This is a genomic window from Myxococcus sp. AM009 (assembly GCF_013372605.1).
GTDB lineage: Bacteria > Myxococcota > Myxococcia > Myxococcales > Myxococcaceae > Myxococcus > Myxococcus vastator.
Window position 1 is genome coordinate 23,653 of the sequence record NZ_JABXEP010000077.1, and the last position, 14,059, is coordinate 37,711.

General features: G+C 69.2%; 10 protein-coding genes. 8 read left to right on the forward strand and 2 right to left on the reverse strand.

The features are described 5' to 3' along the window. Positions 1-21 precede the first annotated feature (21 nt). On the forward strand, positions 22-2,094 hold the full coding sequence (locus tag HV824_RS19905) for a response regulator (RefSeq protein ID WP_176424003.1): 2,073 nt from the start codon (positions 22-24) through the stop codon (positions 2,092-2,094). Positions 2,095-2,139: 45 nt separating this feature from the next. Here the strand turns inward: HV824_RS19905 and HV824_RS19910 are convergent, their stop codons facing one another. Continuing rightward, the gene (locus HV824_RS19910; RefSeq protein WP_176411793.1) at positions 2,140-3,660 is read right to left on the reverse strand and encodes an Hsp70 family protein; all 1,521 of its coding nucleotides are present in this window, start codon (positions 3,658-3,660) and stop codon (positions 2,140-2,142) included. 279 nt (positions 3,661-3,939) lie between these two features. Between HV824_RS19910 and HV824_RS19915 the strand changes: the two genes are divergently transcribed. From HV824_RS19915 to HV824_RS19940, 6 genes are all read left to right on the forward strand, one after another. After that, complete coding sequence (locus HV824_RS19915) at positions 3,940-6,186, forward strand: PrkA family serine protein kinase (RefSeq protein ID WP_176424004.1); 2,247 nt, start codon at positions 3,940-3,942, stop codon at positions 6,184-6,186. A gap of 123 nt (positions 6,187-6,309) precedes the next feature. Beyond that, complete coding sequence (locus HV824_RS19920) at positions 6,310-7,188, forward strand: serine protease (RefSeq protein ID WP_176416220.1); 879 nt, start codon at positions 6,310-6,312, stop codon at positions 7,186-7,188. Positions 7,189-7,283: 95 nt separating this feature from the next. After that, entirely contained in the window at positions 7,284-7,736 is a 453-nt protein-coding gene (locus tag HV824_RS19925) for a cytidine/deoxycytidylate deaminase family protein (RefSeq protein ID WP_163786031.1), read from the forward strand. Between the two features lie 251 nt (positions 7,737-7,987). Then, on the forward strand, positions 7,988-8,650 hold the full coding sequence (locus HV824_RS19930; protein ID WP_255208190.1) for a HAMP domain-containing sensor histidine kinase: 663 nt from the start codon (positions 7,988-7,990) through the stop codon (positions 8,648-8,650). 79 nt (positions 8,651-8,729) lie between these two features. Next, complete coding sequence (locus HV824_RS19935; RefSeq protein ID WP_176416222.1) at positions 8,730-10,181, forward strand: sigma-54 dependent transcriptional regulator; 1,452 nt, start codon at positions 8,730-8,732, stop codon at positions 10,179-10,181. 269 nt (positions 10,182-10,450) lie between these two features. Then, the gene (locus HV824_RS19940; protein WP_176416223.1) at positions 10,451-12,418 is read left to right on the forward strand and encodes an ArsA family ATPase; all 1,968 of its coding nucleotides are present in this window, start codon (positions 10,451-10,453) and stop codon (positions 12,416-12,418) included. Positions 12,419-12,694: 276 nt separating this feature from the next. Here the strand turns inward: HV824_RS19940 and HV824_RS19945 are convergent, their stop codons facing one another. Next, positions 12,695-13,381: a tetratricopeptide repeat protein gene (locus tag HV824_RS19945; RefSeq protein WP_303623428.1), complete on the reverse strand. Its 687-nt coding sequence runs from the start codon at positions 13,379-13,381 to the stop codon at positions 12,695-12,697. Positions 13,382-13,452: 71 nt separating this feature from the next. On the opposite strand from HV824_RS19945, the gene HV824_RS19950 reads away from it, so the two are divergent. After that, positions 13,453-14,059 (forward strand): carboxyl transferase domain-containing protein (locus tag HV824_RS19950; RefSeq protein WP_303623429.1); only part of this gene is annotated, 607 nt, incomplete at its 3' end.

Sequence of the window (14,059 nt, forward strand, 5' to 3'; positions counted from 1 at the left end):
GGGGACCGTAGCACGCGCGTCGTGACAGGCCGGTCAAGGCCGAACGGCCGGCCGCCGTGGGAGAGGGCGGCCCGCGGTACACTGCGAGGGGCCGGTGTGAGACACTCCCCGCTCCCCATGGTCGAAGACTCCAACTCAGAGCGACAAGTCGTTGGCGACCGCTACGTCCTGGAGCGGCGGCTGGCGGGCGGTGGCATGGGCACCATCTGGGTGGCGTTGGATCCCAAGCTCCAGCGCCGCGTGGCCCTCAAGCTGATGGCGGCCCACTGCGCGCCCGCGCCCCTGGCGCGCCAGCAGTTCGAATGGGAAGCGCAGGCGATTGCCCGCCTCCAGAATCCCCACGTCATCCAGGTCCACGACTGCGACCTCTCCGGCGAGACGCCCTACATCGTCATGGAGTGGCTGGTGGGCGAGGACCTGGAGGCCCTGCTGAACCGCCGCGGTCGGCTGTCCCTGGCCATGGTGGAGCGGCTGGTGACGCAGACGGCCCGCGCGCTCACCGCCGCGCATGCCGCGGGCGTCATCCACCGTGACCTCAAGCCGGCCAACCTCTTCCTCGCGCGCACGGAGCATGGCGAACAGGTGAAGGTGCTGGACTTCGGCCTGGCGCTCCTGATGTCCGGCGGCGCGGCCCGGCCGCACCCCGAGGAGGAGATGGCCGGCACGCCCCGGTACATGAGCCCCGAGCAGCTCCGGGGGCTGGCGCCGCGGCTGGACCACCGCTGTGACCTCTGGGCGCTGGCCGTGGTGGCGTACCGCGCGCTGACGGGACAGCACCCGTTCCCCCTGGAGTCGCTGCGGCAGATGCGCCTGGGCAACGTGCCGCCGCCGCCCGCGACGCCGTCCAGCCTGGCGCCGGAGCTGGGCACGGAGGTGGACGCCTTCTTCGCGCGCGCCCTGGACGTGGACCCCGCGCGCCGCTTCCAGTCCGCGCACGAGCTGGCCTCCGCCCTCACTCACGCGGTGGACGCGGGCCGGCCGTCGCGCCCGGCGAAGATCCTGGTCGTGGATGACGAGCCGGACATCGTCGTGCTGATGGAGCAGAGCTTCCGCAAGCAGATCCGCCGCTCCGTCTACCAGTTCCTCTTCGCCGCGGACGGCGAGGAGGCGCTGGAGGAGCTGCGCCAGCACCCCGACATTGAAGTCGTCCTGTGCGACATCAACATGCCGCGCATGGACGGGCTGACATTCCTGTCGCGCGTGGGGGAGATCAGCGCGCTGACCCGGGTGGTCATCGTCTCCGCGTATGGCGACATGAGCAACATCCGCACGGCGATGAACCGCGGCGCCTTCGACTTCATCACCAAGCCCATCGACTTCCCGGACCTGGAGGCGACGCTCGTCAAGACGCTGAAGCACGTGCGCGAGCTGCGCCGCACCGTGCGCTACACGGAGGAGAACGGCCTGCTGCGCATGTTCGTCCCGGGCGCGGTGCTGGAGCGGCTGCCGCCGCTGCTCCAGGGCTCGGACGCCATGGCGGGTGAGTGGGTGGACGGCACGGTGGTGTTCATCGACGTGGATGCCTTCACGCCGGTGCTGCACCAGGAGGCGCCGCCGGAGTCCCTGCGCCGCCTCAACGCCAACTTCGAGGCCATTGTCCCGGAGCTGCTCGCGCGCGGCGGCATCGTGGACAAGTTCATGGGAGACGCGGTGATGGCCGTCTTCCGGGGCCCCGGGCACGTGGACCTGGCGCTGGAGGCTTGCCACGCCATCCACCGGCAGCTGGGCACGCTGGCGTCGCGTGGTGGCGAGGGCGCGCCCTACGCGCATGGCGTCTGCATGGGCCTGGACTCGGGCGACCTGGTGGCCGGCAGCGTGGGCGCGAAGGCCTCCGGCCGGCTGGACTTCACGGTGCTGGGAGACGTGGTCAACACCGCGGCGCGGCTGGCGGTGCGGGCCGGGCGCGGGCAGGTGCTGGTCAGCGGCCGGGCCCAGGCGCGCGCGGCGTCACGCGTCCACCTGGTGCCCGTGGAGACGGGCCTCTTCGAGCTGGCCCGCGACGAGGGCCACGGCCCGCCAGGCACGGAGGACGCGACGGCCTTCCTGGCCCCGGCAGCGGCGGCGAAGGGCCGCGGAACCACCCGGGGCGGCTGAGGGGGCTCCGCTCCCGGCGCACGGGAGCGGGGCAGGGGAGGCGAATCAGGCCTGGGTGACGCGCACCGTGGTCTTCATCTCACGGCCGGACGCCGGGTCGCGCGCGCGCATGGTGAGGATGCCCTCCACATTTACATCGAAGGTGATCTCCACCTGCGCGGAGCCGGCGCGGCCGGGCTGGATGCCGGAGAAGGTGAACTCGCCCAGCATGTCGTTTCGGGCCACCAGCTCGTTGTCGCCCTGGAAGATGCGCACGGCGAGCTCGGTCTGGTTGTCCATGCTGGTGGTGGCCAGCAGCTGCTTGGCGTTGGGAATGGCCGCGTTGCGCGGGAAGACGACGTGGAACGCGCCGCCCGCCTTCTCCAGGCCAATGGCCATGGGAATCACGTCCAGCAGCTGGATGCGCAGGTTGGTGTCGTCCTGCAGCGAGTGCGCGTAGAGCGCGGCGCCAATGGCCACCGCCTCGTCCGGGTGCACGCCCTTGCTGGGCGGCTTGCCGAAGAACTTGGTGAGCCGGTCCTGGACGATGGGCATGCGCGTCTGGCCACCCACGAGCATGACCTCGTCGACGTCCTTGGTGGACAGCCCCGAGTCCACCAGCACGCGCGCCACCATCTGCAGGGTGCGGTCCACGAGCTGGTTGGTGAGCTGCTCCAGCATCTTCCGGGTGAACTTCATCTCGATGTTCAGGGGCTGGCCCTGGGACGTCATCGTGATGAAGGGGATGTTGAAGGGGACCTCCTCGCGCGCGGACAAGTCGATCTTCGTGCGCTCGGCCAGGTCCTTGATGCGCTGCATGGCCACCGGGTCCGTGGCGAGGTCGATGCCCGTCTTCGCCGCGAAGTCCTTGAGGACGTGGTGGATGATGGCGTTGTCGAAGTCGATGCCGCCGAGGAACACGTCACCGCCGGTGGACTTCACCTCGAAGACGCGGTCGCGAATCTCGATGATGGAGACGTCGAAGGTGCCGCCGCCCAGGTCGTAGATGACGACCTTCTCCTTCAGCCCCTTGCCCACGCCGTAGGCCAGGGCCGCCGCGGTGGGCTCGTTGATGATGCGGACGACCTCCAGGTCGATGAGCTTGCCCGCGTCCTTCACCGACTGGCGCTGCCTGTCGTTGAAGTAGGCCGGCACCGTCACCACCGCCCGCTTGATGGGCATCTTCAGGTAGTTGGAGGCGACCTCGCGGATCTTCCCAAGAATCTTGGCGCTGATCTCCTGGAGGGTGAACTCCTTCTTCCCCACGTCCAGGGTGACGTCGCTCTGCTTGCCGGGGCGCATGTTGTACGCCACGACCTTCTTCATCGTGTCGACGACCTCGCTGCCGAAGCCCCGGCCCACCAGCCGCTTGGAGCCGTAGACGGTGTTGCGCGGGTTGAGCTGCCACTGGCGCTTGGCCTCGTAGCCGATGAGTTCGTTCCCCTTGTCGTCGATCGCGAAGATCGAGGGGATGGTGTACTCGCCGCCCTTGTAGGGGATGAGCTTGACGTTCCCGCTGTCCTCGACGATCGCCGCGCACGAGTTCGTCGTGCCGAGGTCGATGCCGATGATGGGCTCCTTGTGCATCTTGCTTGGACTCCGGGTGGGTAGGCCGCAGAGGAAGAAAAAGACCGTAGCGCACCCTCGCGTCGCGCGCGAGTTCACACACCGCGACGTTTGCCGCTCCCCGGGAATGCGGACCCGGGCTCCCTGCTTCCCCAGGAAGGGGCCGTGGCCCTCCCGGTGCCCGCCCGGTGGCCAGCAGCGCGTGCCCCAGCCGACAATGGCGGCCGGGGTGCTGGACATTGGTGGCCCGGGCGGAAAACTTGGTGTTGGTGGTGGATGACTGACCAGAGGAGAGTCAACTTGGACGCGAAGGGTTATCTGCAGGAAGTGGGCGCGCAGGTGAACGCCGACTTCGTCAAGAACCGGTCGATTCTCTCCTTCGAGGAGTATCTCTCCCTCTTCTTCAGCGACCCGAAGGGCCAGGCCCGCAACGCCGCGCAGTACCTGCGGGACGTGATGGACCACTTCGGCACCACCACGGTGCCGCACCCCACCGGCACCATCCGGCGCTTCCACGTCTTCGACGCGCCCGGCGGCGACCGGGACGACCGGGTGGCGGGCCAGGAGGAGGTGCAGAACGCCATCTACCGGCTGCTCGGCAACTTCGTGCGGGCTGGCCGCATCAACAAGCTCATCCTCCTGCACGGGCCCAATGGCAGCGCCAAGTCCACGCTCGTCAACGCCCTGAAAGAGGGCATGGAGGCGTACTCCCGGCAGCCCCAGGGGGCGCTCTACCGGCTCGCCTGGGTGTTCCCGTCGGAGAAGCTCATCAAGGGCTCCATCGGCTTCGGGGAGCGGGACACCGTCGGTGGGGAGATGACCACCTTCGCGCACCTGGAGGCGGAGTCCATTGACCTGCGCATGCCGTGCGAGCTGAGGGATCACCCGCTCTTCGCCGTCCCGCCCGGCGAGCGGCGCAAGCTGCTGGAGACCGCCCTCAAGAAGAAGGGCCTGGGCAACGGGGACGGGGAGAGCGGCGACTTCATCCTGTCCGACTACGTGCGGGACGGCGAGCTGTGCTCCAAGTGCCGCCGCATCTACACCGCGCTGCTCAGCGCCTACGGCGGGGACTGGCTGAAGGTGATGCGCCACGTCCAGGTGGAGCGCTTCTACGTGTCGCGCCGCTACCAGGTGGGCACGGTGACGGTGGAGCCGCAGATGAGCGTGGACGCCGTCGTCCAGCAGCTCACCGCGGACCGCACCCAGCTCAACGTGCCCGCGCCGCTGCACAGCACGGTGCTCTTCGAGCCGCACGGCCCCCTGGTCCACGCCAACCGGGGCCTCATCGAGTACGCGGACCTGCTCAAGCGGCCCCTGGAGGCCTTCAAGTACCTGCTGGGCTTCAGCGAGACGGGCGAGGTGCCGCTGGAGCCCTTCGTCCTCCAGCTGGACGAGGTGCTCATCGCGTCAGCCAACGAGAAGCACCTCAACGCCTTCAAGGAGCTGCCGGACTTCGCGTCGTTCAAGGGCCGCATCGAGCTGGTGCGCGTGCCCTACCTGCGCCGCTACCGCACCGAGCAGCAGATCTACGACGCGCAGATCACCTCCACCACCGTGGGCAAGCACGTGGCGCCCCACGCCACGGAGCTGGCGGCCATGTGGGCGGTGCTCACCCGGCTGAAGAAGCCCATCCCGGAGCGCTACCCGCAGGACGTGAAGGAGCTCATCGACCAGGTGACGCCGGTGGAGAAGCTGCACCTCTACGAGGAGGGCGCGCCGCCGGACCGGCTGAGCCTGGCCAACACCAAGGAGCTGCGCAAGCTGCGCGAGGAGCTGTTCACGGAGTCGGACGCGTACCCCAACTACGAGGGGCGCTCGGGCGCCAGCGCGCGCGAAATCAAGACGGCGCTCTTCAACGCCGCGCAGAACGCCGACTACAAGTGCCTCAACGCGCTGGCGGTGTTGGAAGAGCTGTCCGCCATCTGCAAGGACAAGAGCGTCTACGAGTTCCTCTTGCAGGAGGTGGTGGACGGCTACCACGACCATGACGCCTTCGTGCGGCTGGCGGAGGCGGAGTACCTGGACCGGGTGGACTCGGAGGTGCGCGAGTCCATGGGCCTGGTGTCGGAGGGGCAGTACCGCGAGCTGGTGGAGCGCTACATCCAGACCATCAGCCACTGGGTGCGCGGGGAGAAGATGCGCAACCGCGTCACCGGGGGGATGGAGGCGCCGGAAGAGCAGCGCATGGTGGAGGTGGAGGCCATCATCATGCCGCGCGGCGAGGACGCCACCGACTTCCGCCGGGGGCTCATCGCCTCCATCGGCGCGCACCGGCTGGACAACCCGGACGCGGACATGGACTACAGCCGCATCTTCCCGGACATGTTCAAGCGCCTGAGGGATCACTACTTCGAGGAGCGCAAGCGGGTGCTGCGCAAGAACAAGGAGAACGTCCTCAAGTACCTGTCCGAGGACCGCAACCAGCTCACCGCGCGCGAGCAGACGCAGGTGCAGAGCACGCTGAAGAGCATGGTGGAGCGCTACGGCTACTGTGAGGCGTGCGCGAAGGACGCCATCCTCTTCCTGATGAAGAAGCGCTACGCGTGACGGGGCAGGCGTCCGGGGCCCGCCAGGACGCCTGCTTTCAAAGCCGGAAAGGGCTCGGGATGATGGGAGCTGCCAGGGAGTTGTCCTGGCTGCATCCGTTTTCCCCCCCAGACCGGAGAGTCGATGACCCGCTTCCTCCTGGGCGCCCCCGCCCTGCTCGCCCTCGTGTCGTGCGCCGGTGCCCCGTCCCAGCCGGCCGCCGCCACCCCCGCGCCCCAGGTGGTGCCCGTCGTCGAGCGGGTCCTCGCGGTGCCGGACGCGCCGCGGATGACGCGCAAGGAGCAGGTGCGGCGCATCCTCCCCCACAACGTGCGGCTGCAACTGGCGTCGAAGGGCAGGGTGCGGAGCACGGCGTCGGGCGTGGTGGTGGGGGCCGAGCGGGATGCGAACGGCGCCACGGTCGCCTGGGTGGTCACCAACGCGCACGCGGTGGTCATGGACGGGATGGAGGCGCCGGAGCTGCGCGTGCTGGTGGACCGCCGCGCGGAGTCGCTGGAGCACCGGGGCGAGGTGGTGGCCATGGGCCAGGTGCCTGACCTGGACCTCGCGTTGGTACGCGTGCCGGGGCTGGACCTGCCCGCGGTGGAGCTGGCGGACGACGCGGAGCTGGAGCTGGGTGAGGACGTGGTGGTGGCCGCCTCGCCGTTCGGCCGCGCGCTGTCGCTGTCCGGCGGCATGCTGTCCCAGGTTGAATGGGACAAGGAATCCCAGCGCCCGAAGATGGTGAAGACGGACGCCCCCATCGGCTACGGCGCGTCGGGTGGCGGCATCTTCAGCCTGACGACGGGCCGGTTGCTGGCCATCGTGGAGGGGTACCGCACCGCGAAGGTGGACTTCGAGGTGCAGGAGGAGAACTACAGCTTCGACGTGCCCATGCCCGGAGAGACGTTCGCGGCGCCCAGCGCGAAGGTGCGCCACTTCCTCCAGGCCAAGGGCTTTGGCCGGCTGCTGGCGCGCAAGCCCCTGACGGAGGGTGGCGTCGCACAAGCCGCCGGGCGTTAGTCCCTTCACGCGGTGTCCCGGTGCGCCGGGCTTGCCTGGCTGGAATCTCGACACCGCGCCAGAGCGGGGTACATCCGCCCGACGGGAGGTGTGGGATGGCCGGACGTGTGTCGTGGGATCAGTACTTCATGGACATCGCGACGCAGGTGGCCTCGCGCGCCACGTGTGATCGCAAGCACGTGGGCGCCGTCATCGTCCGGGGCAGGACCATCCTGTCCACCGGCTACAACGGCGCCATCCGCGGGCTGCCGCACTGTGATGACGTGGGCCACATGATGGAGAACGGCCACTGCGTGGCCACCGTCCACGCGGAGGCCAACGCCATCATCCAGGCGGCCACCAACGGCGTCAGCATTGAAGGGGCGACCATCTACACCACCGCCTCGCCGTGCTGGCCGTGCTTCAAGCTCATCGCCAACGGGGGCCTGGTGCGCATCGTGTTCGGCGAGTTCTACCGGGACCCGCGCATCTTCGAGTACGCGGCCCGGCTGAAGCTGGACCTGGTGGGGCTGGGCGAGGCCGCCCGGCCTCCCGCCTCGGGTACCTGATCAACCCTGCACGGCGGGGCAGGACCGGCCGCTGCGCGCGGCGCCCGCGCGCTCCTCGATCGTCACCTGGAAGACACTCATGGCCGGACGTAAGTCCGCGCCGTGCATGGGGAATTTGCCGCTTCCGGCAAGAATTACCGACCCAGGGTTGACGATGTTGGAGTGGCTCCCTAACTCTTGGCTCGGTTGGGTGGCGGCGGGGGTGGATCAGGGAAAATCCCGAGGAGTTCCAGTTGGTTACATCGACAGCAATGTCAAATAGTGCATCCTCTGAGGAGGACGCGCAGCAGCCGGTGGTGGGCGCGGCCAGGTACCTGGCCGTCCCCACGCTCATGGACAGCCTGCTGCACGACGTCCGCAATCCGTTGAACGCGCTGGCCATCCACCTGGAGGTCCTGGCGGAGAAGCTGAAGGCGGAGACCGGGAGCGTGCCGCCGTCGCAGGAGAAGAACCTCAAGGCCATGCGTGATCAGATCCAGCGCGTGGACGGCATCCTGAAGCTGTTCAGCGACTTCGTCGTCTTCCGCGGCGGCGCGCCGGGCGTGGCGGACCTGTCGGAGGTCACCACGCGGGCGCTGGGCGTGCTGGGGCACGAGGGTCGCAAGCGCCGCGTCCAGGTCCAGGTGGCGGTGGAGGCGGGCGTCCAGGTCCACCTGCGGGACACGTCGGAGCTGGGCTTCCTCCTCATCCAGACGCTGCTGCGCGCCTTCCGCCGGGCGGAGAATGGCGGCTCGATCCGCGTCACGGTGCGCGGGGACGAGAAGAGCGCGGTGCTGGAGGTCGAAGACTCGGCCGGCGTCTGCCCCGAGCCCCTGCCCGACGCCGTGGCCGCGCTGCAGCTGCGCTGTTCTCAACTGGGCGTCGACCTGTACGTCCGGGCGGGGGTCTGCCGCCTGGGTTTCTCCCGCGCCTGAGTGTCACAGCCAGACGGGCCGGATCTTGATTTCGAGTCACGACAACTTCGCGTCACGACGCAGTACGGGAGGTCTTCACTTGGGCAGCGCACGAATCCTGGCCGTGGATGACGAACGCGACACGTGTGAGGCGCTGGCGGACATGCTCGGCGCCTGGGGACACAAGGTCGAGATCGCCTTCGACGGGCATGACGCCCTCCGCAAGGCAAACGAATTCCGGCCGGACGTGGTCCTGTCGGACCTGGCCATGCCGGAGACGGATGGGCTCTGGTTGCTGCGCAACCTGAAGGAGGAGCTGCCGGACTGCCCGGTGGTCTTCCTGACGGGGCGGGGCACCATCGACGCCGCGGTGGAGTCCATCCGCGAGGGCGCCTACGACTTCATCGTCAAGCCGCTGGATACCGCGCGGCTCAAGGTCTGCATCGACCGGGCGCTGGAGAAGAAGGAGACGATGCGCGAGGTGCAGACGCTGCGGCGGCGGCTGAAGCAGCTCGGCTCGTCGGACCTGATTGCCCAGTCCGCGGGCATGCGCAAGGTCATCGAGCTGGTGGAGAAGGTGGCGCCCTCCAAGGCCAGCGTGTCCATCAGCGGCGAGTCCGGCACCGGCAAGGAGGTGGTGTCCCGCGCGGTGCACAACCTGTCCCTGCGCCGCGACAAGCCCTTCATCGCCATCAACTGCGCGTCCATCCCGGCCACGCTCATCGAGTCCGAGCTGTTCGGCCACGAGCGCGGCGCCTTCACGGGCGCGGATCAGCGGCGGCCCGGCGTGTTCGAGATGGCCCACGGCGGCACGCTCTTCCTGGACGAGCTGGGTGAGATTCCCATCGAGCTGCAGGCCAAGCTCCTGCGCGTGCTGGAAGAGGGCAGGCTGCGCCGGCTGGGCGGCAAGGTGGAGATCGAGGTGGACGTGCGCGTGCTGTGCGCCACCAACCGCGACCTCAAGCAGGAAATAAAGAACGGGCGCTTCCGCGAGGACCTCTACTTCCGCCTCAACGTCTTCCAGATCCACCTGCCGCCCCTGCGCGAGCGCCGCGACGACGTCCCCATCCTGGTGCAGCACTTCGTGGACAAGTTCCGCGGCGACTCCGGCAAGCGCGTCAGCGGCGTGCACCCGGAGGCCATGGAGGTCCTGAAGCACTATGAATGGCCGGGCAACATCCGCGAGCTGCGCAACGCGGTGGAGCGCGCCGTCATCCTGTGCGACGGGGAGCTCATCACCCGCGAGCACCTGCCGCCCGACATGGCAGGCAAGAGCCCGGAGCGCCACACCTTCCGGCTGCCCTTCGGGCTGAGCCTGGACGCGGTGGAGCGCGAGTACATCCTGGGCAGCCTCCAGCGGAACGGGAACAACAAGGCCCGCACCGCCGAGGTGCTGGGGGTGAGCGAGAAGACGCTCTATAACAAGCTCAACCGCTACGCGGCCGAGGCCCGCGCGCAGCAGGCGCCCGGCGGCGGTGGCGGCCCCCTGGGCGGGCAGGGCAGCGACGGCGCGATGGGTGCCATGGGCACCAACTCGTTCGTCATCCGCTGACCTCATGGGTAGGAAATCCCCTTCGGATTCCGGGCCCTTGGCCTGGCTCGGAGGGGACGCCCGCCCAGGCGGCGACCCCGCCGCGAAACCCCCGTCAATTCTTGACTTTTGACCTCCGGACGGGGGATTCTTGGGGGGTCTCCCACCCACAGGGAGTGCCCGGCCGTACATGTTCCACGCCTCGGGCAACTCCAGCGGCGCCAATCGATTCGGGCGCCCCGGAGTGTGCATCGGGTGCCGCGGGGGGGCACAAGGAAGGCCACAACGCAATGAGCGACGCGCGAGTACTTCACTTCTTCGGCGGCAAAGGCGGGGTCGGCAAGACCACGCTCGCGGCGGCATATGCGTTGAGGCTGTTGGAGGAGGCGCCCAAGGAACGGGTGCTGCTCGTGTCGTTGGATCCGGTCCGCTCCCTGTCGGACCTGTTGAAGAAGAAGCTCCCGGCCAAGGCGACGAAGCTGGTCCCGGGCAAGGGAGAGGGCGGCGTTTACGGCCTGGAAGTGGAGCCGGCGGCGCTGATGAAGCCCTTCCTGGCGTCCTATCTGCCAGCGCTGGCGAAGGCCGCCGCGAAGGGCACGCACGTGTCGGAAGACGACATGGGCAAGCTGTATCAGCAGGCCGTGCCGGGGCTGGAGGAGCTGGTGGCGCTCTTCCACGTGGTGGATCTGCTGGAGGGCGAGGCGTTCGACCGCATCGTGGTGGACGCCGCGCCGACCAGCCACACCTTGCGGCTGTTCGACCTGCCGACGAGCCTGCGCAAGTTCCTGGGCCTGGTGAAGGCCGGTGGGGACAAGACGGAGGCGCCGGCGAAGAAGAGCAAGAAGGCGGCGGCCGCCGCAGAGGCGCCCGGCGTCCTGGAGCAGGTGGGGCAGAAGGCGGAGAAGCTGCTGGCGCTGCTGAAGGACCCCGCGCGCACGGCCTTCCACCTGGTGGCGCTGGCGGAGCCGGTGCCCGAGGCGCAGACGCGCATGCTCTTCACCCAGCTTCGCGAGCGCGGGCTGCCGGTGACGGAGATCGTCGTCAACCAGATCGAGGACAAGGAGGGCTGTCCCGCGTGCCAGGGCCGCCGCGGCCTGCAGGCCCCCCACGTCCGCAAGTTCCAGGCGCTGGACAAGGTGGTGCCAGTGCACCTGCTGGGCCGGCGTGAAGTGGCGCCGCGCGGGCTGGATGGCCTGGCGCTGCTCGCCAAGGCGTGGGCCGGTGGCAAGGAGACCAAGGCGCTGGAGTTCTCCGCGGCCGAGGGGCCTCCGGCGCTGGTGCGCGCGCCGTCCATGCCGCCCATCGCCGCGCCGCCGCTGCCGCCCACGCGGCTCATCTTCTTCGTGGGGCAGGGCGGGGTGGGCAAGAGCTCCTGCGCCGCGGCCGCCGCGGTGACGCTGACGGAGAAGGAGGGGCCGGTGCTCCTCATCTCCACGGATCCAGCGCACTCGCTGTCGGACGTGCTGCAGAGCCGCCTGACGGACACGGAGACGCAGGTGAAGGGCACCAAGGGCCTGTACGCGCGCGAGCTGGACATCGCCGGCTGGTTCAATGCCCTGCGCAAGCGGGTGAAGGAGAAGGCGGAGAAGGCCTTCGAGGGCGCGCCCCGGTCGGGCAGCGAGGTCCCTGCGGATCTGCTCTACCTGCGCAACCTGCTGGAGTGCGCGCCGCCGGGCATCGACGAGCTGGCCGCGCTGTCCTGCCTGACGGACGCGCTGGTGCAGGAGCGGTTCAAGCGCATCGTGGTGGACTCGTCGCCGGTGGTGACGTCCGTGCGCGTGGTGGAGCTGGCGGAGACGGCCAAGACGTGGCTGGGCGCGCTGCACGGGGTGCTCACCAAGCACCGCGCCAAGGGCCTGGGCGAGCTGGCGGATGACATCGCCGGAATGCTCAAGCACGTGAAGCGCTTCGAGGACGCGCTGGCCTCCCCGAGCGAGGCGCGCTTCGTGGTCGTCACGCGCGGCGAGGAGCTGGCCGCGGCCCGCACCGAGCGGCTGGTGGAGTACCTCAAGGAGAAGAAGCTCCCCGTGGAGCGGGTGCTCGTCAACCGCGTGGGCCCCAAGTCCACCTGCGAGAAGTGTGAGAACCGGCGCAAGCTGGAGCTCAACGCGGCGAAGGCCATCGAGAAGAAGCTGGGCCTGCCCGTCACCATGGCGCCGGCCCTGGGCCGTCACCCCGCGGGGCTGCGCGAGCTGAAGGCCTTCCGCACCGCGTGGTACGCGCTGTCGCCGCCGGCCGCGAAGATCAAGGCGGCCTGAGGTCCAGGTTCGTCGTGGAGCGGGCCCATGGGGGCCCGCCGGGCTTCCGTCCGCCCGGCGGGAGCGTCCCGGCCGTTCCGCAGCAGTAGAGGGGGCCGCCGCCACATCCGCCTCACGCCCTGATTCCACCCCGAAGAATCATCCCTTCCCACTCGCCCCCATGCGCACCATGACGAAGCGCATCATGGGTGCCAAGGGTGTTGCGCGGGCCGTATCTGAAAGCGAGCGAGTGCCGCCGCGCGACTGATGGCTGGATGGCACGGAGGCCCGCGGGGCTCACGCCTCGCATTCCGAAGGTGCGTCGGTGAACGTCTCCAGGCCGGGGAAGGTGAGGGCGCCCGTCTTGGTCAGCGTGCCTTCCAGCGGCGCCCGGCCCTTCAACCGGAGCGTGACCTGCCTGCCGCGCACCGTGTAGCGGCCTCGCACTTCCTTCTGGCGGGGCGTTCCCTCCGGGTCGACCTCCTTCGTCCAGAGGGTGGCCCTCCCGGACGGGCCGAAGCGCAGCCCCTGGGTGGTGCCGTAGACGCCCACGCCCGGGCCGAACCAGGAGACTTCGCGCAGCAGCACGGGGACATCCGCCTCCCGCGCCGGGCTGCGGCCCAGCAGCTTCTGCCAGCCCAGGGTGTCCCGGATGGGGGTGAAGTCCGCGTCCTCCTTCGCGCGGGTGAGGCGCCGGGCATCCAGCTTCACCGCCTGGGTGAGGTGCTCGACGATGACGTCCCGGTGGGCGCTGTACTCGCAGACCTTCCCCTGCTTGCGGAGCACCCCCAGGGTGGCGGCCAGGTTGTAGTGCGCCAGCGCATAGTCCGGGGACTCCCGGGCGGACGCCTGGAAGCGCTCCAGGGCCTCTGGGTAGCGCCCCGCCTGGTACAGCCGGAAGCCCTGGGTGTTCAGTCCCCGGGCATGGGGGGTGGACGCGGCGCCCGAGAGGGCCAGGAGCAACAGGGGCAGGGCCGGGTGCATGGGCCTCCAGAGTGGGGTGCGTAACCGCTTGCGCGTTGAAAGGCGCCTTACCCTGGTGCTAGTCCCGCGCCATGGCAACCGGTACCAGCTATGTGCTCGAGTTCGAGCGCCCCCTGATTGAGCTGGAAAAGAAGATCGACGAGCTCAAGGTCCTCTCCACCAGCGGCACGGTGGATTTCTCCTCTGAGATCTCCAAGCTCGAGAAGAAGGCGAAGAAGCTCCAGACGGAGATCTTCAGCGACCTGTCTCGGTGGCAGGTGGTGCAGATGTCCCGGCACCCGAACCGCCCCTACTTCCTGGACTACGTCCAGTACCTCTTCACCGACTTCGTCGAGCTGTGTGGTGACCGGGCCTTCGGCGAGGACCCGTCCATCGTCGGCGGCTTCGCGCGCTTCGACGGCAAGCCGGTGATGGTGATGGGCCACCAGAAGGGCCGCAACACCAAGGAGAACATGGCGCGCAACTTCGGCATGCCGCGCCCGGAGGGCTACCGCAAGGCGCGCCGCCTCATGGAGCTGGCCGAGCGCTTCGAGAAGCCCATCCTCACCTTCGTGGACACGCCGGGCGCGTACCCGGGCATTGGCGCCGAGGAGCGGGGGCAGGCCGAGGCCATCGCCGTCAACCTGGAGGTCATGAGCCGGCTGCGCGTGCCCATCATCTCCACGGTGGTGGGGGAGG

What these genes read in the sequence shown, in the direction of transcription:
- HV824_RS19910 (WP_176411793.1), bottom strand. Translation starts at nt 3,660, where the DNA reads ATGCACAAGGAGCCCATCATCGGCATCGACCTCGGCACGACGAACTCG.
- HV824_RS19930 (WP_255208190.1), top strand. Translation starts at nt 7,988, where the DNA reads ATGTCAAATAGTGCATCCTCTGAGGAGGACGCGCAGCAGCCGGTGGTG.
- HV824_RS19925 (WP_163786031.1), top strand. Translation starts at nt 7,284, where the DNA reads ATGGCCGGACGTGTGTCGTGGGATCAGTACTTCATGGACATCGCGACG.
- HV824_RS19945 (WP_303623428.1), bottom strand. Translation starts at nt 13,381, where the DNA reads ATGCACCCGGCCCTGCCCCTGTTGCTCCTGGCCCTCTCGGGCGCCGCG.
- HV824_RS19940 (WP_176416223.1), top strand. Translation starts at nt 10,451, where the DNA reads ATGAGCGACGCGCGAGTACTTCACTTCTTCGGCGGCAAAGGCGGGGTC.
- HV824_RS19920 (WP_176416220.1), top strand. Translation starts at nt 6,310, where the DNA reads ATGACCCGCTTCCTCCTGGGCGCCCCCGCCCTGCTCGCCCTCGTGTCG.